The following is a 22,300-nucleotide window of genomic DNA, read 5'->3' on the forward strand; positions in this document are numbered from 1 at the left end:
CCGTTCTACGGTCTCGGCATGTCGAGCTGCCGGTGGGTGTCGACGGCGAGCCAGCTGCGGATGATCGCTTCGTGGTCCGGGTCGTCTTCCCAATCGGGTTCGGTGAGGGCCCAGTGGTGCATCAGGCGCGCCGCGGTGCGGGTGTGCCGGCCGGCGTCGAGGACTTCGGCGAGGGCTTCCGCTTCGAGGAACTGCAGGCTGCAGACCAGCTGCTCGTCGTGGCGGGTGAGGAGGTCGTCGACGATGTCGGCGAGCCGGTCGACGGTGTCTTCCAGGTGATCCCACGCGGCGATCGCGTTGACGCTCCCAGCCGTCGGCAGGGATGCAGCGGGGGACGTCGTTGTCGTGTTCATTTCGATTACCTCGTTTCGTGACTTCGTGGGGTGCGGCGAGTCAGGGTGACGGCATCCCGACAAAAGCGGTTGCAAGTGGGACTGAGGCCGCGAACCCGACCAGCGCGAGCACGGCGACGACGGCGAGGCTGCCCGCGGCTCGGCGCAGGCGCCTGCGAAGCAGCTGAACCGCCAGCATCAGGAGCAGCAGCACGGCCGCGGTGGACGCGATCGCGGTGACCGCGATGAGTGGTTCGAGGTGATCGGTGACGTTCACGATGTTTCTCCTTCTCTGTCAGGGTGTGGCCGATATGGTCACGGCCCGTCGGTCGCGGGATCGTCGGCGGTGAGGGCGGCGAGGTGGCGGATGAACGCCTGCCTGTCCGCGGTCGGGGTCGTGATGAGCGTCAGGATTGTCGCCCGCATCTGATCGAGTTCCGCGTCGGGGAGGCCGGTGAGCGGGGCGATGCACCACGCGACGTCTTCGTCGATGGTGTAGCCGGGTTCGTCGAGGTGCTTTTCGGGGTAGTACTCGAAGGCGCTGACGGCGATGCGCCAGCGGGCGGCTTCTGCTTGGGCGCGGTCGATCATGATCGGATCCCAGTTCGGAGTGGTGGTGGTCATCGGTTCATTCCCATCGTGGAGTTCGGGTTCAGCATCGGGTGCGGGGCGGCGGGATCGGGGTCGAGATGATGGCGCCGGCGCGCGGGTTCGCGGTGACGGAGCCGGTCGTTGACCTGTTTGCCGATCGCGTCCAACCGGGCGTTCTCCGTGGCGTCTCGCTGCTCGCGGAGCGCCGCACGTTGCTGTGCGGCAAGCTGGCGGCGTGCTTCGGCGAGCAGCTGACGGCTGGCGTAGCTGCCGTCGGTGGCGAGGGCGTGCTCGATCCGTGTCCGTTTGCTGTCGCGTTCGAACGCTGCGACGAGCTCCGGCGGCGTCCGCTGCAGCAGCTCAACGGTCGGGTGTGACTTGCGTCGCAGCGCGGCGATCTCGTCCGGGGTCCGCTCTCGAGTGAAGAAACCGTCGGCCGCGGCCGTGTTGGCGCGGCGCTCCGCGGCCGGGGTGGTGCGGATCCGTCGGGGTGGGAGACCGGCGTCGAGGCGGCGTTTCTCGCGTTCCTTCCACGCCCGGTTGCCCGCGAGCACCCTCTCTCGGTTCGCGGCGTAGTAGGCGCGCTTCTTCGCCTTCATCTCCTCGGCGTGCGCGGCGTAGTACTCGCGAGCGGCGGCGCGTCGCGGTTCCGGGTTCTCCCGGTGCTGGGCGCGGAGCTTCGCGTTGTACTCGTCCTTGTGGGTGTCCCACCAGCGGCGTTGCGCCTTGGCGCGCGTCGCCCGGTACCCTTCGGGGTCCTCCGCACGCTTGCGCGCCTGCCACTGCCGGGTGTATTCACGGTGCTCGGTTTTGTGTGCCTCGTAGTACTTCTTCGACGAGGCCCGCTTGGATTCCTTCCGGCGCCGCTCGGCAACCCTCCGGGCGCTGCTGCGGGCCGCGTGCTCCCGCTTCTTCGCAAGAACCTCCTCGCGGTGTTCCGCGTTGTACGCGGCGCGATACGCCCGGATGTGCTCTTGATTGCGCTCCCGCCACGCCCGCTTCCCCGCACTGATCCGTTCCGCGTTGCGCTCCCGGTACGCCCGGCGCGCCTGCCTCTCCCGTTCCGCGCCCGCCGCCCCCTCGGCGCGCTCCGACCGGGCGGTCATGCGGAATCCTCCGATCCGGTGAAGGCGCGCAGTCCGGGACCGCCGGAGTCAGGAACCTCCGGAGTTCCGAGGTGCGTGAGTGCCGGAGTCGCCGAGTGCGCGAGTGCGTCCTGAGCGCCTGTGGCGGGGATGATCGCCTGCTCGTGGGCGGTTCCGCCGGAGGCTCCGGAGTCCGTGACTTCCTGACTACCGGACTCCCGGACTGGGGAAGTCACGGAGTTCCGCAATTCGTCCTCGGTCGAGCCCCGCAACCGGTCGCCGTGGGCGAGGAGTAGATCGATCGCGACCCGGATCAGCGTGTTTTCCGTGATCCGCTCCGCCTTGAACCGTCGACGCCGCATCACCGCATCCGCCAGCGCCGCCAGCGCGGTGACCTGATCGTCGCGGAGGCGCGCGTCCTTCCGCGCCAGCTGGGCGAACATCGGCGCGGCAGGCTCGCTCAACGGGGTCTCGGCAGCGACGCGGGCACGGGCGTCGCTGAGCTTGCCGGCGAGATCGACCCGGCCCATCGTCACCACGCTCCCATCAACGCCGGCGACAGCAGCTGCTCCAGTTCCCGGGCGATGGCTGCGATGTCCGCGATCGTGCCCTCGGTGCGGCGGTTGCGGCGCAGGCTCGTCACCAGCTCCCCCATCACCGGAGCATCGGCGTGGACCTTGTACTGCCGCAGATACGAATCCAGCCGCGGCACCCCCAGCTCCGAGTCCAACAACCGCTGCCACGTGTTCAGTTGGTGCGGCACCCGCGGGTCGACCCGGTTCAGCAGCACCCCATGGCGCAGGTGGCGTGGTTCGATCAGCCGGCTGAGCGTACGGAGGGTGGGGTCGACCGCGAGCGGCTCTGGGGTGACCGGCACCAAGGCATAATCGGCGGCGTCGAGGACCGTCTCCAGCACGGCCGTGTCTTCCAGGCTGCCCGGAGTGTCCACCAGCACGAACTCGTAGTCCGCGCGCAGGTCCCCAAGTCGACTCAGCATGTTCGGGTGCTGACTGCCGGCGAAGTCGAACGGCAGCCGGTCGCGGGCGTTCTCCGCCCACCACACCGTCGACTGCTGACGATCCACATCCACCACCAGCACCCGATGCCGGCGCGACAACTCCGCACCCACCTGCATCGCGACGGTAGTCTTCCCTACCCCGCCCTTCTGATTGGCGACCGCGACGATCACCATCGACGCCGTCGCCCCGCGCGGTTCGGTCTCAGTCATCGGGATCGCCGCCACGCTCGAGCCCTTCGAACCACACCTCGAGATCGTCGAAGGGATACAGGATGATTCGGCCGACCTTGTAATACCGCGGCCCGGTCTTCTTGTACCGCCACTCCGCCAGCAGCTTCAGCTTCAGCCCCGGAATCAACGCCACGACGTCACTCGGGGTCAGAAGCCGCTTGTTGAGCACCGGCTCTGCCGGATGCGCCGTTGTCGCCATCTCCCACTCCTTCTGCGGAACTTTCATTCCCTTCAGCAGTAGTACACTCCTAAACCGTATACTTTGCAAGAGGTATCTGCGGAACGCTGCAGAAGTAAGACAAACTGATCAGGTGAAGGTCGATGTGAAGACTCTCGATGGCACGAAGATGTCGGCGGCAAGCGCCACCCAGCCCGTCGGGTCGGCGCTGCGGATCGCGCCCGCGTTCGTCGCTACCGCGGTCGACGATGACGCCGGCGTGGAGACCACGCTCGAGGCGCATTACGCACCGCAGCGTGGGCGGTATGTCATCACCACGATCATCAACCGCGCGATCGCCGACGAGTTCAACGAGGACCGACTCAAGCACACCGCACCGCAAGCGATCGTGCAGACCGCCATCCCCCGCTGCGTCGCCTTGCAACTCGACGACAGTCCCGGTGCCAGCTGGACGACCATCGCAGACCTCACCAGCAACGACGGCCGCATCATCCCGCCTTGGATGGCAGAAGCCGTCGTGAAACGGGGCATCAAGGACGAACGGTGGCAGGTCATCGAGATCCTCTACGGCACAGCCGCTCTCGCGGACCTGCCACCGGTGAAGCTCATCGCCGCCGAACTCAACATCCCCGAGCGCACCGCCTCAGACTGGATCCAGAAAGCCCGCGCCGCCGGTTGGCTCACGGGCCTCACCTCAAACGTGGGCAGGCCAGCCCATGGGTAGTGTCGCTCCCTACGCGACGACGCAGGGCAGGCGTTACCGGGTGCGATATCGCCGGCCCGACGGCTCCCAGACGGACAAGCGCGGGTTCAAGACGAAGCGGGACGCGGAGGTATTTCTCGCGAGCGTCGAAGTCAGCAAGGCTCAGGGCACGTTTCTGGATCCGAGCAGATCTCGCGTGGCAGTCGCCGAACTCGCGATCCCGTGGCTCGTCTCGAAGCGGGCGTCGCTCAAGCCTTCGGCCTACTCGCCGATCGAGACGGCATGGCGGCTGCGTGTACAGCCGCGATGGGGGCGGATTGCGATCACGGACATCGCGCACTCGGATGTCAAGTCATGGGTCGCGGAACTCAACCAAGGCCTGGGGGCTTCGGTCGTGATCCGCACCTACGGCGTGCTGGCGTCGATTCTCGATGATGCAGTCCACGATCGTCGCATCGCCGTCAATCCGGCCCGTGGCGGGAAGATTGGCCTACCGAAGAAGACCACCTCGCGGCACGTCTACTTGAATCATGCGCAGGTCGAGGATCTGGCCAGCGCGAGCGGGGAGTATGCGACCCTGGTGCGAACTCTCGCGTACACCGGGATGCGGTGGGCGGAAGTATCGGGGCTCAGTACACAGAACATCGACTTCGCTCGTTCCCGGATCTGGGTCGTCACTAGCGCCGTCGAGGTCAATGGCGAGATCTACGTCGGCACCCCGAAGTCTCACAAGATACGAAGCGTGCCCATGCCCCGCTTCCTGCGGGATGAGCTGGCGGGGCGCGTTGCACGACTCGGCCCCGACGATCTGGTGTTTCCGAGTAAAGCTGGAACCTACATGAGGCGCGTGCGCACCAGCGCGGCGTCGAAGTCGTGGTTCAAGACCGCCGCAGAATCGATCGGCATGCCGCAACTCCACATCCACGACTTACGCCATACCGCGGCGTCCCTCGCGGTGCAGTCCGGCGGGAACGTGAAAGCGATTCAGCGGATGCTGGGTCATGCCTCGGCCGCGATGACGCTGGACGTATACGCCGATCTCTTCGACGACGACCTCGATGCTGTGTCGACCGCTTTGGATCAGGCGCGGGCAGCGCAACTCGATGCGCGCAGAGGCACCCGCCCAGACCAGACGACGCCCACCACATCAAGCGACTGACCGGCCCGCTCCCCTCCCACAGCATCGTCTCGACGACCCCGCTGCAGAACGGATGTGGGCAGAATGTGGGCACGGCCCCTGTGGAAGAGCTTCGAGGATCCGAGAAAACCGCGGAAAATCAACGGTTTCGAGCGAGGAGGTAGTGCGGAGACGGAGGGATTTGAACCCTCGGTCCCCTTACGAGGACTCCACCTTAGCAGGGTGGTGCACTAGGCCTGACTATGCGACGTCTCCAGGCATCCGGCCGCGAGAGCGCGGATGCACCCAGCAATCATAACCGAGACCGGGACCGCTTCTTGCACGCGTGGAATCAGCAGCCGGGTATCACCCGCGGTCGCGGCTCGCTCATCCCGGTATGCCGTTCACACAGTACGGAGTGCTCAGCGGAACCCTCGTGTCGCATCAGCGCGACGACCCCGACGAGTTCGGACGGTGGTGGCACGTCAACCTGAAGCTGCGCAGCGGTGCCCGCGACTACCGCGTCGCGGTCGACGTCGACAGCAAGAACTCCGCCGCGGGGGTGCAGTGGAAGACCATCCGCACCACGGGCGCGAGGCTCGGCTGGCTGGCGCCGCCGGCTCCGGCCTTCACGAAGCTTCTCTCCTCCCCCGCCTCGGGTGCCCTCGACGTCATCCGCCATCGCGAGCTGAGGGTCGTCGGCATCCGCTGGTTCCTGCAGTGGCTGGTGCGCGCACGGGATGCCGTGGCCGCCGACCGTTCGCCCTTCTGGGTGCCGTTCCTCCGGCCGTGGCGCTCCGGCGACCAGCTCCAGGCGTCGCAGGGGCTGGAGGCGACGCTGCGCGTCGGGGCGCCCACGCTCGTGTGGGGCGAGCCGTTCCCCGAGGGCGCGGCTGCGGCGTCGGTGCAAGGCATCCATAACGTCCATCAGAACCAGGGCGACCCCGCCGGGTCGCAATGGTTCCCCGAGAACGGGATCTGGCAGGACGGCGGGGTCGCGACGCAGCAGCCCGACGGCAGCTGGGTCGTGTTCATCTCGAAGTTCTCGACGCAGTCCGACCGCACCGACAGCCTCGGCCACCCCGTGTGAGCCGGAACCCACACGGGCGAATCAGCGCGGCCGAGCGGCCGAGCGGCTACCGACCCTCGGGCTGCGTGCAGGTGGTCTGCGCCGCGGTCTGCCCCGCGATCGCCGACGGCAGCTCGACACGCGTCTCCGCCGCCGGAGTCTCGGTGACCGGAGCCTCAGCCGCGGGTGTCTCGCCAGCCGCCTCGGTCGCGGCAGGCGTCGGAGCCACCTCGGGCTTGACAGCCTCGCCGGTGACCTCGACGCCGTAGCCCTGGCTCGCGTCGCCCGTCAGCGTCAGCGGCTGGTTGGCCTTGAGCGCGTCGAAGAGCATCGTCGCGGCGTCCTTCACCGGCATGACCCGGCTGGCGCCGTCGCCCGAGGCGTAGCGGGTCGGGTACTGCACGAAGACGATGTCCTCGTAGGGCACGTCCTTGACCGCCATTGCGATCTGCACCATGAGCGTCGGGTTCGTGAGGCCGGAGCTCAGCACGAGCTGCTCCTGCTGCACCTGGCTGATCGCGGTGGTCGCGAGGTTCAGCAGCGTCGCGGGGTTGGCGAGCACCGAATCGGACTGGAGCTTGCGCACCATCGACGACATGAACTGCTGCTGGTTCGAGATGCGGCCGAGGTCGGAGCCGTCGCCGATGCCGTGGCGGATGCGCAGGAACTGCAGCGCCTGCACACCCTGCAGCGTGTGGGTGCCTGCGGTGAGCTTGAGTCCGGTGTGCGAGTCGCTGATGTCGCCGGCGACACACACGTCGACGCCGCCGATGGCGTCGGACATGTTGATGACACCGGTCCAGCGGATCGCCGCAGCGAAGTCGATCTGGTCGTCGATGAGGGACTCGATCGTGAGCACCGTGCACGCGAGCCCGCCGTACTCGTAGGACGCATTGAGCATCTGCGACGACATCGCCGAGTAGCTGCCGCTGCCGTCCTCCTTCGGGCACGACGGGATCGGCACGAGCATGTCGCGCGGGAACGACACCACGGTCACGCGACGGGGCTCGTCCGAGATGTGCACGAGCATCGTGACGTCGTTGCGCTCCCCCTCGGTCGCCTTGGCCTGGCACGCCCCCGACAGCGCGGCGTTCGCACCCTCGCACGAGTCGGTGCCGACCATGAGGATGTTCACGCCGCCCTCGATCGCCCCCAGCGACGGCGGCAGCGGCTTCTCCTCATCGAGCACGACGGCGTTCGCGGTGATCGTCTGCGACGCGTCGAACAGGTTGTACGCGGCGATGCCGGCCGCGCTGACGCCGAAGACGCCGAGCACGACGCCGAGCATCGCGACGAGAGTCATGAACGGATGCCGCGACTTCAGGACTCCGTGGCGCGCAAGGGGCGTCTGGCCCTCTCTCGAGGGCCGCTTGTCCGACGCCATCAGCCGTTGGACCTGACGTTTCCGGCGGAGCAGGTCTGCTGAGCGGCGTTCTGTCCCGGGATGTTGTCGGGGAGCGCGACGGCGGTCTCGCTCGGTGCGGGCGTCGCCGAGGGATCGGCGGTCGCCGTGGGTGCGGGGTCGGCGGGCGCCTCGGTGGGCTGCGGGTCGGCCACGATCACTCCTCCGGTGAGGTCCTGGTCATGCGTGACCTCGAGCGACTCGTTCGCCGCGAGCGCCGCCCACAGCTGTTCGGCCGAGTCGTAGTCGGGCACCACGCGGTTGACGTCGGCGGGGTCGGTCAGCACCGGGTACTGAACGAACACGATGTCTTCGAACGGCACGTTCTTGACGGCCAGCGCGATCTGCACCAGCGTCATCGGGTTGGTCAGCGACTTGCTCGGCGTGATGTTGTCGACCGCGGTCGCCGCGAGCTTGTACAGCGTCGCCGGGTTCGACAGCACCTCGTCGCTCACGAGCTTGCGCGCGAGGCTCGACATGTACTGCTGCTGGTTGCTGATACGCGCCAGGTCGCTGCCGTTCTGCAGGCCGTGGCGGGTGCGCAGGAACTGCAGCGCCTCGACGCCCTGGATCGTGCGGGGTCCGGACGGCCAGTTGATGCCGGTGTACTTGTCTTTGATGCCGCCGTTGCCGATGCAGACGTCGACGCCGCCGATCGCGTCGGTGATGTTGATGACGTTGCCGAAACTCACCTTCGCGGCGAACGGGATGTTCTGGCCGCTGAGCTCCTTGATCGTCTTCGCGACGCAGGAGAGTCCGCCGTAGCTCCACGCTTCGTTGATCTGCGTCTTGTTCGTGGCGGAGGTGGTCGAACCGTCCTCGCGCGTGCACGACGGGATCGGCACCATGAGGTCACGAGGGAACGACACGACCGTCACCCGGCGCGGGTTGTCGGAGATGTGCACGAGCATGTTGACGTCGTTGAGCTGCCCTTCGGCGTCCGCGCCGGTGCAGCGATCGCCGAAGATGGAGGCGAACTCCTCCTCGCACTCGTCGGTGCCGACGAGGAGCACATCGACGCCGCCCTCGATCGCGCCGATGTCGGGCGGGACGGCGCCCTGGCCCTCGAGCTCGACCGCGCTTTCGGTGAAGCTCGCCGTGAAGTCCGTCGCGGCGTACGCGGCGACGCCGGCACCCGATACCAGCACGACGGCGGCGACGATGCCGACGAGCTTCAGGATGAAACCGAACGGGCTCGGAGACGACAGCTCACCGTGACGGGCCACCGTGCGGCGGCCGCGCCTCGTGGGCTTGTGCGTCGAGCTCACTCGATTCCTTTCCCCATCAGGGTCGTCACACCGCGGAGGAAGCGGTGGGGCAACCCGCACGACGTCACTGCGGACAAGAATTCCACAGTCGTTCCATCATTCGCTCGCACAACGTCAGAGCGCTGCCGAAGCACCGGGGTATCCTCCCACACCGCCCTGTGGGTGCGCTGAGGGCGCGCGCCGCGACGACGACCGACTCCCGCGTGTCAGGATCCCGTCACCGTCACCCGGTAGCATCCTGGCCGTGACCGCCTCTGGGCCCTCGCCGGCACCGCATCCAGCCACGACGCATCGCCTTGCCCGGAGACGGTCGGCAGCGACCCCGCTTGCCCGCCACGCCGCGCGGGAGACGAGGGCGCAGCTCCGTCGCAGGCGCAGGAACCTCCTGCTGTGTGTGGTGGTGGGACCGGTCGCGACGGTGCTTCTCGCCGGGCTGTTCACCGTCGGGGCGTTCGTGCAGCAGGTGCTGCAGGTCCGCGACGACATGGAAGCCGCGAAGGAGCAGCTCAAGGTGCTCGCCGCGGCCGCCGTCTCGATGGACATCGCCGGGCTGCAGCAGGCGAGCGACGACGTCGTCATCCGGACGGAACGGGCGCGAGCCACGTCGAACGGCGTCCTGTGGGATCTCGCCGCGGAACTCCCCCAGGTCGGCAACAACGTGCTCGCAGTGCGCACCGTGGCAGAAGCGGTGAACACGATCACGTCGCAGTCACTTCCGCCCCTGGTCGCCATGATGGCCGCCGCCGGCACGGATGAGCGCAGCGAGGACAGCCTCGGGATAGACCTGCGGCCCTTCCTCGGGGCCGGGCCGGTCCTGCCGACGATCATCTCGTCCCTCGAGGACGCGTCGGCGATCGCCGCAGGTATCGATCGGACGGGTGTGCTCCCGGCCGTGTACGAACCCCTCGACGGGATGGTGGAGCTGATCGCGGTGGCCGTTCCGGCCCTGAACATCGTGCAGGAGCACCTGCCGGCGATCCTGCACGCCGCCGGTGCGGACAAGCCCATGCTGTACCAGCTGATGATCCAGACGCCGGCGGAGATCCGTGCGACAGGCGGCGGGCCCGCCCATTGGCTGGTGCTGAAGGTCGACAACGGCAGGATGGAGCTGCTCGGCCAGGAGAACGGCGTGGACCTGATGTACAGCGAACTTCCGTCGCTGGGCTTCGACACAGTCAACGGGTCGCTCATCAAGCTGCCGGCGGGGACCCGCTCGCTGTATCCCTTCGAGCTGGCGAACTGGTCGTCGAACTTCACGATGACCCCGCACTTCCCCCGTGCCGTGGAGCTGTTCCAGGCGACGCGCGAGTTGACCGGGAAGCAGGAGTTCGACGGGGTGATCTCCATCGACCCGATCGTGCTGGCCCACATGCTCGAGGCGACGGGTCCGCTGACCCTCGCCTCCGGCGAGACAGTGAGCTCCGAGAACACCGCCTCCTTGCTGATGAGCGAGCCGTACGAGCGGTTCGGGACCGACAACGCCGCGATGGACGCGTACTTCAGCGAGGTGACGTCGGTCATGTTCGACGCTCTCACCGGCGGAGGCTGGGAGATCGGCGCGATGTGGGATCAGCTCGTGCGAAGCGCAGCCGAGGACCGCGTGTTCGCGTGGTTCGAGGATGACGGCCTGCAGTCGCTCGCGCACGAGTACGGCCTGGACGGAGTCCTCCGGGAGGACACGACGGAAGCCACCCAGCTCGGCATCTACTTCAACGACTACACAGTCGGCAAGCTCAACTACTGGCTCGACTACACGCAGCGTGCCAGCTGCAATGTGGAGGAGCGCACGATCACGGTCACGATGGATCTGCACAGTCGCATGAGCGAGGACATCAAGAGCGAGTACACACTGGGGCTGCGCAACCAGTTCCGCGGGATCGATCCGCGCACGATGATGCTGGACGTGCTGTTCTTCGCCCCTCCCGGCGCGGAGATCCTGTGGACCGACCCCAAGCGGGGCGACTGGCAGGACTCCGCGAACTGGCAGGGCAATCGCTTCCGCGACCGTTCCGGCGTCGACCACGACAACACCGCGGTCAGCCGGACCCTTCTCCTCGAGATGGGCGAGAAGCGGACGATCTCGTACGAGGTCGAGCTTCCCGATGGCGACCTGGGCCCGCTGGAGCTGCGGCACTCGCCCGGACCCAACGACACCGAGGTCACCGTCGACGCGAACTGCGGCGCGCTCTTCGCCAGCCCCGAAGGCTCCCGCAACGTGAGGCTGTCGAAGATCGGCTGAGCCTCGACGCCGCGGAATGCCGCGTCAGAGGCGCTCTGCGGAGGGTGTGGGATTCGAACCCACGGGACATTGCTGCCCACTGGTTTTCAAGACCAGGTCCATCGGCCGCTCGGACAACCCTCCCGACCGATGCGACCGCAGGCGGAGGCATCCGTCGAACAAGCGTCGAGTCTAGCCGACGGCGTCAGAGGCGGCGGAGCACCGCGGCCACGCCGCCCTCGTGCACCGAGTCGGTGATCTCGCCCGCGGCGTCGCGCACTTCCTGCGGCCCCTGCGCCATCGCGACCGCGCGGCCGCCGTTGTCGAGCGCCCAGCGGAACATGCCGACGTCATTACGACCGTCGCCCATGACGAGGACGTGCGCGGGGTCGATGCCGAGCTCGGTGCGCACCAGCTCGAGTCCGGTGCTCTTGTCGACGCCCTTCGGCGCGATGTCGAGCCAGGCGGTCCATCCGACCGCGTAGGAGACGTGGTTGAGGCCGATGCGCTTCACGAGGTCGACGAAGTCCTGCTCGCCCTTGTCGGGCGAGACGACGACTACGCGACAGACCGGCTGAGCGCCGAGCTCTTCGAAGGGCACGCGGCGCGCGTGGACGAGGTTCCAGTCCTCGAGGTACTCGGTGTACAGGCGCTGCCCGTCGGCGAGTTCGACGAGGTAGCGGGCGTCGGGCAGATGCACCCGCAGCTGCTCGAGCACCTCGCGCGGGTCGAACGTCTCGACATGCCAGCGCTCGTAGCGCAGCTCGTCGGCCTCGACGCGCTTGAGCACGACGGCGCCGTTGGAGCACACCACGAACTCGGGGGCGATGCCCAGCACGCGCACGATGCCGCGGGTGCCCTCCCAGCTGCGCCCGGTCGCGACCATCACCTCGTGGCCGGCGCGGTGCGCGTGCTCGACGGCGTCGACGACGCCGGGGCTGAGCGATTCGTCCTCGAGGAGGACGGTGCCGTCGATGTCGAGGGCGATCAGAAGCTGCTCGGTGGCGACGGCGGGGTCCTCGGTGTCGCGCGCGACCCGCTCGACGAGCTTCGCGGCCTTCTTCGGCGCGACGACCTTGATGGAGCCGGTCTTCGGCAGGTGCGCTTCGCTCACGCGATGGGCTCCATAACCTCGAGCCCACCGAGGAAGGGCCGCAGCACCTCCGGCACCGCGACGGAGCCGTCCTCGCGCTGGTGGGTCTCGAGCAGTGCGACGATCCATCGGGTGGTCGCGAGCGTGCCGTTGAGCGTCGCGACGGGCTGTGTCTTGCCACCTTCGGGCCGGTAGCGGATGTCGAGCCGGCGCGCCTGGTAGGTCGTGCAGTTCGACGTCGACGTGAGCTCGCGGTACGCGTTCTGCGTGGGCACCCAGGCCTCGACGTCGTACTTGCGGGCGGCGCTCGAGCCGAGGTCGCCGGCGGCGACGTCGATCACGCGGTACGACAGGCCGAGGTCCTGCAGCATCCCTTCCTGCAGCGCGACGAGGCGCAGGTGCTCCTCCTCCGCCTGCTCGGGCGTCGTGTAGACGAACATCTCGAGCTTGTTGAACTGGTGCACGCGGATGATGCCGCGGGTGTCCTTGCCGTACGAGCCGGCCTCGCTGCGGTAGCAGGTCGACCACCCGGCATAGCGCTTCGCGCCGCGCGACAGGTCGAGGATCTCGTCCATGTGGTAGCCGGCCAGGGGCACCTCGCTCGTGCCGACGAGGTACAGGTCGTCGTCTTCGAGGTGGTAGACCTCGGCCGCGTGCTTGCCGAGGAAGCCGGTGCCGCGCATGACCTCGGGACGCACCAGCGTCGGCGGGATGATCGGCGTGAAGCCGGCCTGCAGCGCCCGGTCGAGCGCGAGGTTCATGAGTGCGATCTCGAGCCGCGCGCCGATGCCGGTGAGGAAGTAGAAGCGGCTCCCCGACACCTTGGTCCCGCGCTCCATGTCGATCGCGCCGAGCTTCTCGCCCAGCTCGAGGTGGTCGCGCGGCTCGAAGCCGAACGCGGGAATCTCGCCGTGCGTGCGCAGCGTGACGAAGTCGTCTTCGCCGCCCGCCGGCACCCCCTCGATGACGATGTTCTCGAGCGCTCCGAAGGCTTCGGCGGACGCCTCCTCCGCCGCGGCGACCGCGTGCTGGGCCTGCTTCACGCGCTCGCTGAGGTCCTTGGCCTCGGCGACGAGCGCGGCTTTCTCCTCTTTGGGAGCCTGCGCGACCTTCTTGCCATGCGCGTTCTGAGCGGCGCGGAGCTCCTCGAAGGCGGTGATCGCGGCGCGTCGCGCGCGGTCGGCCTCGACGGCGGCGTCGACGGTGTCGGGTGACTCTCCCCGCGCTTCCTGCGAGCGCTTGACCAGCTCGGGATTGTCGCGAAGCAGCACGGGATCGATCACCCTGCAAGCTTAGTCGGCGAGCGCAAGCGGAGACCCGGGGTGCCAAGCCCCACGCCGGATGCGCCCGGCGGGAGATTCGGGTCCTAATCTGTACCTCATGGCGACGGCATCCGGATCGGGCGACGAGGTTCCCGCCGACGGCGTCCCCACCGGCCGAGTGCCCGCAGAAGACGTGCGCACCGGCGAGATCCCCGCCGACCTCACTCCCCACCCCGCCGACAAGGTCTACGCCGACGGACCCGGCACCTCCGAGCTCGACCTCGCCGAGGTGCAGCAGGAGATATCGGATGCTGCGCCTCTGGCCGCCGCGCCCTCGTCCGAGTCCGACGCCCCCGACCCTGCGAAGGCCGCCGAGCCCGACGACGTCATCCGTCAGCCCGATGACGTGGAGCCCGACACGGCCCACGACGAGAGCGGCAACGCGCGTCGTGTCGGCCCGGAGGGCGCCACCCGCCCGATCTCGGAGGACGGCGAGCGCCCCTCGCCGAAGGCGGCGCTGGTGTACAACCCGATCAAGGTGGACGCCGGCACGCTGCGCGACACGGTCACGCGCCTCGCGGCGAAGGCCGGATGGTCGGAGCCCCTGTTCTACGAGACCACGGTCGACGACCTCGGCGACGACGTCACACGCCAAGCCCTCGAGGAGGGCGTGGACGCGGTGCTCGTCGCCGGCGGCGACGGCACGGTGCGCGCCGTGTCCGAGGCGATGAGCGGCAGCGGCGTGCCCCTCGCGATCGTTCCCAGCGGCACGGGCAACCTGCTGGCCCGCAACCTCAAGCTCCCCCTCACCGAGCCCGCCGCGATGGTGCAGGCGGTCTTCGACGGCGACACGCTCGCCATGGACGTCGGCTGGACCGAACTCGCCCGACCCGACGGAACGACGGCCGAGCACGCGTTCGTCGTGATGGGCGGCATCGGCCTCGACGCCGCCATGATCGCCAACACGAACCCGCAGCTGAAGAAGACCGTCGGCTGGGTCGCCTACGTCGACGGCGCGGCGCGCTCGCTGCCGAACGCGAAGCCCTTCCGCGTCGTGTACGAGCTGCCTGGCCACCGGCTGCACTCGTCGAAGGTGCAGAGCGTGCTGTTCGCCAACTGCGGCAAGCTCCCGGCCGGGCTCGACCTCATCCCCGAGGCATCCATCGCCGACGGCGCGCTCGACATCGTCATCTTCCAGCCCAAGGGACTGTTCGGCTGGCTCTTCGTCTGGCGACGGGTCGCGTGGGACAACAGCTTCCTGCGCCGCTTCCGCGCCGGTCGCCGCGTGCTGTCGCTGCGCACGAAGGACAGCGCCGTCGTCTACTCGCGCGGCGCCGGCATCGAGCTCGCGACGCACGAGGCACGTCCGGTCCAGCTCGACGGCGACGAGTTCGGCGAGGCACTCTCGGTCAAGACCCGGGTCGAGGCCTCCGCCCTCCTCGTCGTGGTCCCCAAGGGCCACACCACCGACGGCCTCTGACCGCGCCTCGCCGTTGTCAAGACCGCCGATCCGGCGCCTCCGCCCCGGCAGGATGGGGCCATGGCCCGACCGTCGATCGTGTGGTTCCGCGATGACCTCCGCCTCGCCGACAACCCCGCCCTGCGTGCGGCGATCGATCGCAGCGAGCCGATCATCGCGCTCTACGTGCTCGACGAGGAGTCTCCCGGAATCCGCCCGCTCGGCGGCGCCGCACGGTGGTGGCTGCACCATTCGCTCGCCTCGCTCGGCGAGCGCCTGCGCGAGCGCGGCGCAACCCTCGTCCTGCGCCGCGGCCCCGCCGAGCGCGTCGTGCGGGAGCTGGTGACGGATGCCTCGGCCGGCGCCGTCTTCTGGAACCGGCGCTACGGCGGCCCCGAGCGGGAGGTCGACGCCGCGCTCAAGGCGGGGCTGCGCGAGGAGGGCGTCGAGGTCGCCTCCTTCGCCGGCTCGCTGCTTTTCGAACCCTGGACCGTGAAGACCGGCGCCGGCACGCACTTCTCGGTGTTCACGCCGTTCTGGCGCGCGTGCCTCGCACTGCCGTCGCCGCGGGCACCGCTGCCGGAGCCGCGGGAGGTCGACGGCGTGCGCAGGGGTGCGGCATCCGATTCCCTCGACGACTGGGGACTGCTCCCCCGCCACCCGGACTGGGCGGGCGGGCTGCGCGAGACGTGGGAACCGGGCGAGCCCGCGGCACGACGGCGACTGCGCGCGTTCCTCGACGACGACCTCGTCACGTACGACCGGGCGCGGGACGAGCCCGCGGCCGGCGCGACGTCGCTGTTGTCGCCCCGGCTCCGGTGGGGCGAGGTGAGCCCCTACACCGTGTGGCACGAGACGGTCGACGCCGGGCACGGCGGGCGCTTCCTCTCGGAGGTCGGCTGGCGCGAGTTCGCGTGGCACACGCTCTTCCACTTCCCGGAGCTCGCGACGAAGAACCTGCGGCCCGAGTTCGACGCGTTCCCGTGGCCCCGGCTCAAGCCCACGCACCTCGCGGCGTGGCAGCAGGGCCGCACCGGCGTCCCGCTCGTCGACGCGGGCATGAGGGAGCTCTGGACGACCGGCTACATGCACAACCGGGTGCGGATGGTCGCCGCATCGTTCCTCGTGAAGAACCTGCTGATCGACTGGCGGCGCGGTGAGGAGTGGTTCTGGGACACGCTCGTCGACGCCGACGAGGCGAACAACCCCTTCAATTGGCAGTGGGTCGCCGGTTCGGGCGCCGATGCCGCACCGTACTTCCGGATCTTCAACCCGGAGCTGCAGGCGAAGAAGTTCGACGCCGATGGGCACTACCAGCGCGAGTGGGCTCCCGAGTCGCTGGGCGACGACGGGCCCGAGCCTCTCGTCGATCTCGGCGAGACCCGCAAGACGGCGCTGGCGGCGTACGAGCACGTCAAGCGGGCCGCGCGCTCCTGAGCGCACGACCCGCTCGAGGCGTCACCAGGCGTAGGCCTCCGGCGCCTGCCCGCCCGGGCCGGGGAACAGCTCGTCGAGGGCCGCGAGATCCTCGGCACTCAAGTGGATGTCGAGCGCCGACACGGCCGACTCGAGCTGGGCGACCGTGCGGGGCCCGATGATCGGACCCGTGACGCCGGGCTGGTGCAGCAGCCACGCGAGGCCGAGTGCCGACGGCGTCCAGCCGCGCTCCTTCGCGAACGCCTCGTACCCGGCGATCTGGTCGCGGCGCTGCTCACGCTGCGACGTGATGCGCTCGGATCCGGACCGGGCCGCGGCATCCGTCGATCCGCCGCTGAGAAGTCCGCCCGCGAGCGGCGACCACGGCAGGATGCCGAGGCCGTAGTTCTGCGCCGCAGGGATCACCTCGAGCTCGATCGAGCGCTGCGTGAGGTTGTACAGCGACTGCTCGCTCACGAGCCCGAGGAAGTGGCGCTGCTTTGCGATCTCGTTCGCCTGCGCGATGTTCCACGCCGCGAAGTTCGAGCTGCCGGTGTAGACGACCTCGCCCTTCGCGACGAGCACCTCCATCGACTGCCAGAGCTCCTGCCACGGGATGTGCCGGTCGATGTGGTGGAACTGGTACAGGTCGATGCGGTCGGTCTGCAGGCGCTTGAGCGACCCGATCGCCTCGCGCCGCACCTGCCACGCGGACGCGCCGCGGGCGTTGACCACGTCACCGTCGGCGGTCGGATCGACCATCGGCGAGTGCACCTTGGTGGCGAGCACGATGTCATCGCGGACGCCGGGCCGGGCGGCGAACCAGCGCCCGATGATCTCTTCGGTGGCGCCGCGGCCACCCGAACCGCCGTAGCCGTTGGCGGTGTCGATGAAGTTGACGCCGAGCTCCAGCGCGCGGTCGAGGATGGCGAACGAGTCCTCCTCCGAGGTGCGGTCGCCGAAGTTCATCGTTCCGAGCACGATCCGCGAGACGGAGGTGCCGGTTCGTCCGAGGTGGGTGTAATCCATGCCGACATCGTCACACGGCCTCGTGCGGCGGCGGGCCGAATCGCGAAAACGCTTCCTGAACATCCTTCCGTGACGGATCCGGAATGGGATGCTGCGCCCCGAGGTTGCGTGTCGACATGACCACGATCGGAATCATCGGTGCAGGACACATCGGCAGCGCGCTCGCCCGCGCCTTCTCGGGACTCGGCTACGACGTCGTGATCTCGAACTCACGCGGACCCGAGAGCCTCGCGGGGCTCGTCGACGAGCTGGGGCCGAAGGTGACCGCGGCGACCGCCGCCGACGCGGCCGCGGCCGCCGACATCGCGGTGGTGACCGTGCCGCTGAAGGCGCTGAAGGACGTGCCGGTCGAACCGCTCGCCGGCAAGATCGTGCTCGACACGAACAACTACTACTTCGAGCGCGACGGCCACATCGACGCCCTCGACCGCGGAGAGGCGACGACCTCGGGGCTCCTCCAGCAGCACCTGCCGACCTCGAAGGTCGTGAAGGCGTTCAACCACCTGTACGCGTCCGACATCAACGCCGGCGGCCTCGCCGCCGGCGACCCGCAGCGCCGGGCACTCGGCACCGCGAGCGACGACGCCGACGCCATCGAGTTCGTCACCGGCGTCTACGACGCGCTGGGCTTCGACACCGTGAGCGCCGGTGCGCTGAGCGAATCGTGGCGCCTCGAGCGCGACCGCCCGGCCTACGTCGTCGCGCAGACCACCGACGAGCTGCGCGACAACCTCGCCAAGGCGAACCGCCTGCCCTGAGTTCTGACCGCGCTCGGCGCGTTTCGTCTCGCTCGTTCCTCGCTCGCTCAACGAGCGGGAGAGGTGATCCGGAATGCGGATGCCGGGGCGCGGGTTGCCTTCAGCGATGAGCACTGCGACCCCCGCCCCGGCCCTGTCCGTTCTCGACCTCGTTCCGGTGCGCACCGGGCAGACGAGCGCGCAGGCGGTCGCGGCATCCCTCTCCCTCGTGGACGCGGCGGATCGGCTCGGCTATCGCCGGTACTGGTTCGCCGAGCACCACAACATGCCGGCCGTCGCCTCGACCACTCCCCCGGTGCTCGCGGCGGCCGCCGCAGCCCGCACGTCGCGCATCCGGCTCGGGTCGGGCGGCGTCATGCTGCCGAACCACTCGCCGCTCGTCGTCGCCGAGCAGTTCGCGGCGCTCGAGGCCCTCGCGCCGGGGCGCATCGACCTCGGCCTCGGTCGGGCGCCGGGCTCCGACCCGGTCATCACGCAGCTGCTGCGCCAGAGCGGCACCACGAGCGACGTCGAGCGGTTCCCCGACCACGTGCGCGACATCATGTCGCTCGTCGCGCCGGACGGCGCCTCGCTGCGCTTCACGTCCGGCGGCACCTACGACGTGCACGCGACGCCGGCCGCCACGACCACGCCCGAGGTGTGGCTGCTCGGCTCGAGCGACTACTCCGCGCAGCTCGCCGCCTCCCTGGGCCTGCCGTACGTGTTCGCGAACCACTTCTCGGGCGAGGGCCTCGAGCGTGCGCTCGACCTCTACCGTTCGGCGTTCACACCCTCCGAGGCGCTCGCGGCGCCCCGCACCTTCCTGACCGCGAACGTGCTCGTCGCGCCGACGCAGGACGAGGCCGAGGCGCGCGCCCTGCCCAACCTCCGCATGACGGCGCGCCTGCGCACCAACAAGCCGCTCGTCCCGCTCGAGACCGTCGAGCACGCGCTCGCGAACGCGGCCGACTTCGCCGGCCTCGGCGACACCTTCATGGCCTCGGCCCGTGCGAAGTGGTTCGTCGGCACGGCGTCGGCCGTGGCATCCGATCTCCGCTCCTTCGCCGCGAAGCACGGCGTCGACGAGGTGATGATCTCCCCGATCGCCGGATCGTACGAGAACGAGCCGATGGATGCCGCACCCGGCCGCCTGCAGACCCTCGAACTGCTGGCCGCCGAGCTCGGGCTCTGAGGCCTGCGGGCCTCGTCAGTCCTGGACTTCGGGTTCCCCGGAGAGGAGACCCCGCAGCCAGTCGCGCGCCTCGACGAACACGTCATCGGCGTAGCGCTCGGGGTAGCGCACGACGGCGCGATCGGCGCGCGGGTACGACCCGAGGAACGTGACGCGGGGGCTGAACCGGCGCAGGCCCATCAGCGCGTCGGCCATGCGCTCGTCCTCGAGGTGCCCGTCGGCGTCGACGACGAAGCGGTACCGGCCGAGCTCGTCGCCGATCGGGCGCGAGGCCAGCAGCGACAGGTTGATGCCGCGGGTGGCGAACTGCTCCAGCATCTCGAGCAGGGCGCCGGGGTGATCGTCGGGCAGTTCGACGATGAGCGACGTCTTGTCGGCGCCGGTGGGCGGCGGCGGCACGACGGTGCGGCTCACCAGCACGAAGCGGGTCACCGCGTTGGGGTTGTCGCCGATGTTCGAGGCCAGCAGTTCGAGCTGGTGGTGCTCGAGGATCCCGGGAGGCGCGATCGCCGCATCCGCGTCGCTCGATCCGTCGAGCAGGCCCATCGCACTCGCGACGTTGCTCGCCGCCGGCACGTGGGCGTGGGCGGGAAGCGCGGCCGAGAGCCACTGCAGGCACTGCGCGTACGCGACGGGGTGTGCGGCGATGAGCGAGATGTCCTCGAGTCGCGCACCCGGACGCCCGACGAGGACGAATTCGACGGGCACGAGATACTCGCCGACGATGCGCAGTCCCGGCACCGTCGCGAGGGCGTCCTGCGCCGTCGAGACCCCGCCGTCGACCGAGTTCTCGATCGCGATCATCGCGGCGTCGGAGCGCCCCTCGACGACGTCGGCGAGCGCCTCCCCCACGTTGCGCACCGGCCGCCACTCGTGGCCGCGGGCCTCCGGCACCTGGGCGAGCGCCGCCTCGGTGAACGTGCCCGCGGGGCCCAGGAAGCTGTACGTGCGGCGGACGGGAACGGATGCCTCGGCGGAGGCGACCTCGGAAGTCACGCGTGCCAGCCTAGCCCGGGCCCCGTGGGCCCGATCCCGTCCGTAACTCAGGATGGAGGTCGCGCGACATCGACCCCGCCCGCGGAATTCCGGGGGCCGCGCCCACGGCGCGGCGCACCGGTCCTGAATTGCGCACCGGCGCAGGGTGTCACGGACCGTGCGCGGCAGGCCGAGGACGGGCAGACTGGGACGCATGACTCGCGCAGGACAGCCGGCCGAAGCATCCGACCTCATCGACATCGATGAGCTGATCGCCGCTTATTACGACCTCAAGCCGGACCCCGCCGTCCCGGAGCAGCGCGTCGCGTTCGGGACGAGCGGACACCGCGGCTCGTCGCTGTCGGCGAGCTTCAACGAGACCCACATCCTCGCCACGACGCAGGCGATCGTCGACTACCGCAGGGCACAGGGCATCGACGGCCCACTGTTCCTCGGACGCGACACGCACGGCCTGTCACTGCCGGCGGAGCGCAGCGCGATCGAGGTGCTCGTCGCGAACGGCGTCGATGTGCGCGTGGACGCCCGCGACTCGTGGGTGCCGACCCCGGCGCTCAGCCACGCGATCCTCGCCTACAACCGCGGGAAGGATGCCGCGGACCCGGGCCGCGCCGACGGCATCGTCGTGACGCCGAGCCACAACCCGCCGCGCGACGGCGGCTTCAAGTACAACCCGCCGAACGGCGGGCCCGCCGACACCGACGCCACGGGCTGGATCGCCAACCGCGCGAACGAGCTCATCGCGGCGGACCTCGACGGCGTGGCCCGCACGCCGTTCAAGGACCTCGACGGCGACAAGCTGGGCGAGTACGACTTCCGTGACGCCTACGTGCGCGACCTCGCGAACATCATCGACGTGGAGGCCATCCGCTCGGCCGGCGTGCGCATCGGCGCCGACCCGCTGGGCGGCGCCTCGGTCGAGTACTGGGCGCTCATCGCCGAGGTGCACGGACTCGACCTCACGGTCGTGAACCCCGACGTCGACCCGACCTGGAAGTTCATGACGCTCGACTGGGACGAGAAGATCCGCATGGACCCGTCGTCGCCGTCAGCGATGGCCGCTCTCGTCGCGCGCCGCGACGAGTACGACATCCTCACCGGCAACGACGCCGACGCCGACCGCCACGGCATCGTGACTCCCGACGCCGGGCTGATGAACCCCAACCACTACCTCGCCGTCGCGATCGACTACCTGTACTCGCACCGGCCGGACTGGCCGACGGATGCCGCGGTCGGCAAGACCCTCGTGAGCTCGATGATCATCGACCGCGTGGCCGAATCGCTCGGGCGCGAGCTGCTCGAGGTTCCGGTCGGGTTCAAGTGGTTCGTGCCCGGGCTGCTGGACGGATCCGTCGCCTTCGGCGGCGAGGAGTCGGCGGGAGCGTCGTTCCTCCGCAAGGACGGCTCCGTCTGGACCACCGACAAGGACGGCATCCTGCTGTGCCTCCTGGCATCCGAGATCCTCGCGGTGACCGGCAAGACGCCGTCGCAGCGCTACGCGGAGCTCGAAGCCGAGTTCGGCGCTTCGGCGTATCAGCGCGTGGACGCCCCGGCGTCGCCCGCGCAGAAGGCCGCACTCGGCAAGCTCGCCCCGGAGGCGGTCACCGCGACCGAGCTCGCCGGCGAGCCCATCACTGCGAAGCTCTCGCACGCGCCGGGCAACGGCGCCGCGATCGGCGGCCTCAAGGTGCAGACCGAGCACGCGTGGTTCGCCGCGCGTCCGTCGGGCACCGAGGACGTGTACAAGCTGTACGCCGAGTCGCTGCGCGGACCCGAGCACCTCGCGCAGGTGCAGGCCGAGGCCCGCGAGGTCGTGTCGCAGGCCCTCGCCGGCGCCTGACCGCCGCCACACACAGCGACGCCCGGACCCGTGCGAGGGAGCGCACGGATCCGGGCGAAGTGTTGTG

Annotated in this window: 22 protein-coding genes and 2 tRNA genes; 9 read left to right on the forward strand and 15 right to left on the reverse strand. The window is 69.5% G+C overall.

Going from position 1 to position 22,300, the window contains the following annotated elements; all coding sequences use genetic code 11:
• Window positions 1-5: 5 nt before the first annotated feature.
• From Q9R33_RS12200 to Q9R33_RS12230, 7 genes are read right to left on the reverse strand one after another with little or no spacing between them, the layout of a single operon-like run.
• Window positions 6-353 carry a hypothetical protein gene (locus tag Q9R33_RS12200; protein WP_310244862.1) on the reverse strand — a complete coding sequence of 116 codons (348 nt, stop codon included), beginning with the start codon at window positions 351-353 and terminating at the stop codon, window positions 6-8.
• Window positions 354-393: 40 nt separating this feature from the next.
• Complete coding sequence (locus Q9R33_RS12205; RefSeq protein ID WP_311293936.1) at window positions 394-609, reverse strand: hypothetical protein; 216 nt, start codon at window positions 607-609, stop codon at window positions 394-396.
• 38 nt (window positions 610-647) lie between these two features.
• Window positions 648-956: a hypothetical protein gene (locus Q9R33_RS12210; protein ID WP_310244859.1), complete on the reverse strand. Its 309-nt coding sequence runs from the start codon at window positions 954-956 to the stop codon at window positions 648-650.
• On the reverse strand, window positions 953-2,029 hold the full coding sequence (locus tag Q9R33_RS12215) for a hypothetical protein (protein ID WP_311293937.1): 1,077 nt from the start codon (window positions 2,027-2,029) through the stop codon (window positions 953-955). Before Q9R33_RS12215 ends, Q9R33_RS12210 begins: the two co-directional genes overlap by 4 nt.
• On the reverse strand, window positions 2,026-2,538 hold the full coding sequence (locus tag Q9R33_RS12220) for a hypothetical protein (protein WP_311293938.1): 513 nt from the start codon (window positions 2,536-2,538) through the stop codon (window positions 2,026-2,028). The genes Q9R33_RS12215 and Q9R33_RS12220 overlap by 4 nt, the downstream gene beginning before the upstream one ends.
• 2 nt (window positions 2,539-2,540) lie before the next feature.
• A complete protein-coding gene (locus Q9R33_RS12225) occupies window positions 2,541-3,236 on the reverse strand; it encodes a ParA family protein (protein WP_311293939.1) in 696 nt (231 codons plus the stop codon).
• Complete coding sequence (locus Q9R33_RS12230; protein ID WP_311293940.1) at window positions 3,229-3,456, reverse strand: hypothetical protein; 228 nt, start codon at window positions 3,454-3,456, stop codon at window positions 3,229-3,231. Before Q9R33_RS12230 ends, Q9R33_RS12225 begins: the two co-directional genes overlap by 8 nt.
• 112 nt (window positions 3,457-3,568) lie before the next feature.
• On the opposite strand from Q9R33_RS12230, the gene Q9R33_RS12235 reads away from it, so the two are divergent.
• Both Q9R33_RS12235 and Q9R33_RS12240 read left to right on the forward strand, forming a co-directional pair.
• Window positions 3,569-4,159: a helix-turn-helix domain-containing protein gene (locus Q9R33_RS12235; RefSeq protein ID WP_311293941.1), complete on the forward strand. Its 591-nt coding sequence runs from the start codon at window positions 3,569-3,571 to the stop codon at window positions 4,157-4,159.
• Window positions 4,152-5,297: a tyrosine-type recombinase/integrase gene (locus tag Q9R33_RS12240; protein WP_311293942.1), complete on the forward strand. Its 1,146-nt coding sequence runs from the start codon at window positions 4,152-4,154 to the stop codon at window positions 5,295-5,297. Before Q9R33_RS12235 ends, Q9R33_RS12240 begins: the two co-directional genes overlap by 8 nt.
• Before the next feature lie 145 nt (window positions 5,298-5,442).
• Here Q9R33_RS12240 and Q9R33_RS12245 read toward each other — a convergent pair.
• Window positions 5,443-5,531: transfer RNA gene (locus tag Q9R33_RS12245), tRNA-Ser, on the reverse strand.
• A 121-nt stretch (window positions 5,532-5,652) separates the two neighbouring features.
• Here Q9R33_RS12245 and Q9R33_RS12250 point away from each other — a divergent pair.
• Window positions 5,653-6,345 carry a DUF2278 family protein gene (locus tag Q9R33_RS12250; RefSeq protein WP_311293943.1) on the forward strand — a complete coding sequence of 231 codons (693 nt, stop codon included), beginning with the start codon at window positions 5,653-5,655 and terminating at the stop codon, window positions 6,343-6,345.
• A 46-nt stretch (window positions 6,346-6,391) separates the two neighbouring features.
• Here Q9R33_RS12250 and Q9R33_RS12255 read toward each other — a convergent pair whose 3' ends face one another.
• Window positions 6,392-7,627, reverse strand: coding sequence for an LCP family protein (locus tag Q9R33_RS12255; protein WP_311293944.1), 1,236 nt, complete (start codon window positions 7,625-7,627; stop codon window positions 6,392-6,394).
• Between the two features lie 80 nt (window positions 7,628-7,707).
• Window positions 7,708-8,994: an LCP family protein gene (locus Q9R33_RS12260; protein WP_056366852.1), complete on the reverse strand. Its 1,287-nt coding sequence runs from the start codon at window positions 8,992-8,994 to the stop codon at window positions 7,708-7,710.
• 394 nt (window positions 8,995-9,388) lie between these two features.
• On the opposite strand from Q9R33_RS12260, the gene Q9R33_RS12265 reads away from it, so the two are divergent.
• Window positions 9,389-11,233 (forward strand): DUF4012 domain-containing protein, encoded by a 1,845-nt coding sequence (locus Q9R33_RS12265; protein ID WP_311293945.1) that lies wholly within the window; start codon window positions 9,389-9,391, stop codon window positions 11,231-11,233.
• A gap of 38 nt (window positions 11,234-11,271) precedes the next feature.
• Here the strand turns inward: Q9R33_RS12265 and Q9R33_RS12270 are convergent.
• From Q9R33_RS12270 to serS, 3 genes are all read right to left on the reverse strand, one after another.
• Window positions 11,272-11,356, reverse strand: a tRNA-Ser gene (locus Q9R33_RS12270).
• A 61-nt stretch (window positions 11,357-11,417) separates the two neighbouring features.
• On the reverse strand, window positions 11,418-12,326 hold the full coding sequence (locus tag Q9R33_RS12275; protein ID WP_056366845.1) for an HAD family hydrolase: 909 nt from the start codon (window positions 12,324-12,326) through the stop codon (window positions 11,418-11,420).
• Window positions 12,323-13,588: a serine--tRNA ligase gene (gene serS / locus Q9R33_RS12280; protein ID WP_310250416.1), complete on the reverse strand. Its 1,266-nt coding sequence runs from the start codon at window positions 13,586-13,588 to the stop codon at window positions 12,323-12,325. Before serS ends, Q9R33_RS12275 begins: the two co-directional genes overlap by 4 nt.
• 97 nt (window positions 13,589-13,685) lie before the next feature.
• Between serS and Q9R33_RS12285 the strand changes: the two genes are divergently transcribed.
• Entirely contained in the window at window positions 13,686-15,047 is a 1,362-nt protein-coding gene (locus Q9R33_RS12285) for a diacylglycerol kinase family protein (protein ID WP_311293946.1), read from the forward strand.
• A gap of 60 nt (window positions 15,048-15,107) precedes the next feature.
• Entirely contained in the window at window positions 15,108-16,463 is a 1,356-nt protein-coding gene (locus Q9R33_RS12290) for a deoxyribodipyrimidine photo-lyase (protein ID WP_311293947.1), read from the forward strand.
• A gap of 21 nt (window positions 16,464-16,484) precedes the next feature.
• Here the strand turns inward: Q9R33_RS12290 and Q9R33_RS12295 are convergent, their stop codons facing one another.
• Window positions 16,485-17,471 carry an aldo/keto reductase gene (locus tag Q9R33_RS12295; protein ID WP_311293948.1) on the reverse strand — a complete coding sequence of 329 codons (987 nt, stop codon included), beginning with the start codon at window positions 17,469-17,471 and terminating at the stop codon, window positions 16,485-16,487.
• A 116-nt stretch (window positions 17,472-17,587) separates the two neighbouring features.
• Between Q9R33_RS12295 and Q9R33_RS12300 the strand changes: the two genes are divergently transcribed.
• The gene (locus Q9R33_RS12300) at window positions 17,588-18,229 is read left to right on the forward strand and encodes an NAD(P)-binding domain-containing protein (RefSeq protein ID WP_311293949.1); all 642 of its coding nucleotides are present in this window, start codon (window positions 17,588-17,590) and stop codon (window positions 18,227-18,229) included.
• Between the two features lie 106 nt (window positions 18,230-18,335).
• Window positions 18,336-19,400, forward strand: coding sequence for an LLM class flavin-dependent oxidoreductase (locus tag Q9R33_RS12305; protein ID WP_311293950.1), 1,065 nt, complete (start codon window positions 18,336-18,338; stop codon window positions 19,398-19,400).
• Window positions 19,401-19,415: 15 nt separating this feature from the next.
• On the opposite strand, the gene pheA is transcribed toward Q9R33_RS12305, so the two are convergent.
• A complete protein-coding gene (gene pheA / locus Q9R33_RS12310) occupies window positions 19,416-20,396 on the reverse strand; it encodes a prephenate dehydratase (RefSeq protein WP_056366826.1) in 981 nt (326 codons plus the stop codon).
• A 193-nt stretch (window positions 20,397-20,589) separates the two neighbouring features.
• On the opposite strand from pheA, the gene pgm reads away from it, so the two are divergent.
• Window positions 20,590-22,233 carry a phosphoglucomutase (alpha-D-glucose-1,6-bisphosphate-dependent) gene (gene pgm, locus Q9R33_RS12315; RefSeq protein WP_311293951.1) on the forward strand — a complete coding sequence of 548 codons (1,644 nt, stop codon included), beginning with the start codon at window positions 20,590-20,592 and terminating at the stop codon, window positions 22,231-22,233.
• The last annotated feature ends 67 nt before the right edge of the window (window positions 22,234-22,300 follow it).

It is taken from the genome of Microbacterium sp. PRC9 (assembly GCF_031844125.1).
Lineage (GTDB): Bacteria > Actinomycetota > Actinomycetes > Actinomycetales > Microbacteriaceae > Microbacterium.

Bases quoted from the DNA above. Each gene is read 5' to 3' on its own strand.
- Q9R33_RS12200 (WP_310244862.1), bottom strand. From the start codon at position 353: ATGAACACGACAACGACGTCCCCCGCTGCATCCCTGCCGACGGCTGGG.
- Q9R33_RS12210 (WP_310244859.1), bottom strand. From the start codon at position 956: ATGACCACCACCACTCCGAACTGGGATCCGATCATGATCGACCGCGCC.
- Q9R33_RS12215 (WP_311293937.1), bottom strand. From the start codon at position 2,029: ATGACCGCCCGGTCGGAGCGCGCCGAGGGGGCGGCGGGCGCGGAACGG.
- Q9R33_RS12220 (WP_311293938.1), bottom strand. From the start codon at position 2,538: ATGGGCCGGGTCGATCTCGCCGGCAAGCTCAGCGACGCCCGTGCCCGC.
- Q9R33_RS12225 (WP_311293939.1), bottom strand. From the start codon at position 3,236: ATGACTGAGACCGAACCGCGCGGGGCGACGGCGTCGATGGTGATCGTC.
- Q9R33_RS12230 (WP_311293940.1), bottom strand. From the start codon at position 3,456: ATGGCGACAACGGCGCATCCGGCAGAGCCGGTGCTCAACAAGCGGCTT.
- Q9R33_RS12240 (WP_311293942.1), top strand. From the start codon at position 4,152: ATGGGTAGTGTCGCTCCCTACGCGACGACGCAGGGCAGGCGTTACCGG.
- Q9R33_RS12250 (WP_311293943.1), top strand. From the start codon at position 5,653: ATGCCGTTCACACAGTACGGAGTGCTCAGCGGAACCCTCGTGTCGCAT.
- Q9R33_RS12255 (WP_311293944.1), bottom strand. From the start codon at position 7,627: ATGACTCTCGTCGCGATGCTCGGCGTCGTGCTCGGCGTCTTCGGCGTC.
- Q9R33_RS12285 (WP_311293946.1), top strand. From the start codon at position 13,686: ATGGCGACGGCATCCGGATCGGGCGACGAGGTTCCCGCCGACGGCGTC.
- Q9R33_RS12290 (WP_311293947.1), top strand. From the start codon at position 15,108: ATGGCCCGACCGTCGATCGTGTGGTTCCGCGATGACCTCCGCCTCGCC.
- Q9R33_RS12295 (WP_311293948.1), bottom strand. From the start codon at position 17,471: ATGGATTACACCCACCTCGGACGAACCGGCACCTCCGTCTCGCGGATC.
- Q9R33_RS12300 (WP_311293949.1), top strand. From the start codon at position 17,588: ATGACCACGATCGGAATCATCGGTGCAGGACACATCGGCAGCGCGCTC.
- Q9R33_RS12305 (WP_311293950.1), top strand. From the start codon at position 18,336: ATGAGCACTGCGACCCCCGCCCCGGCCCTGTCCGTTCTCGACCTCGTT.
- pgm (WP_311293951.1), top strand. From the start codon at position 20,590: ATGACTCGCGCAGGACAGCCGGCCGAAGCATCCGACCTCATCGACATC.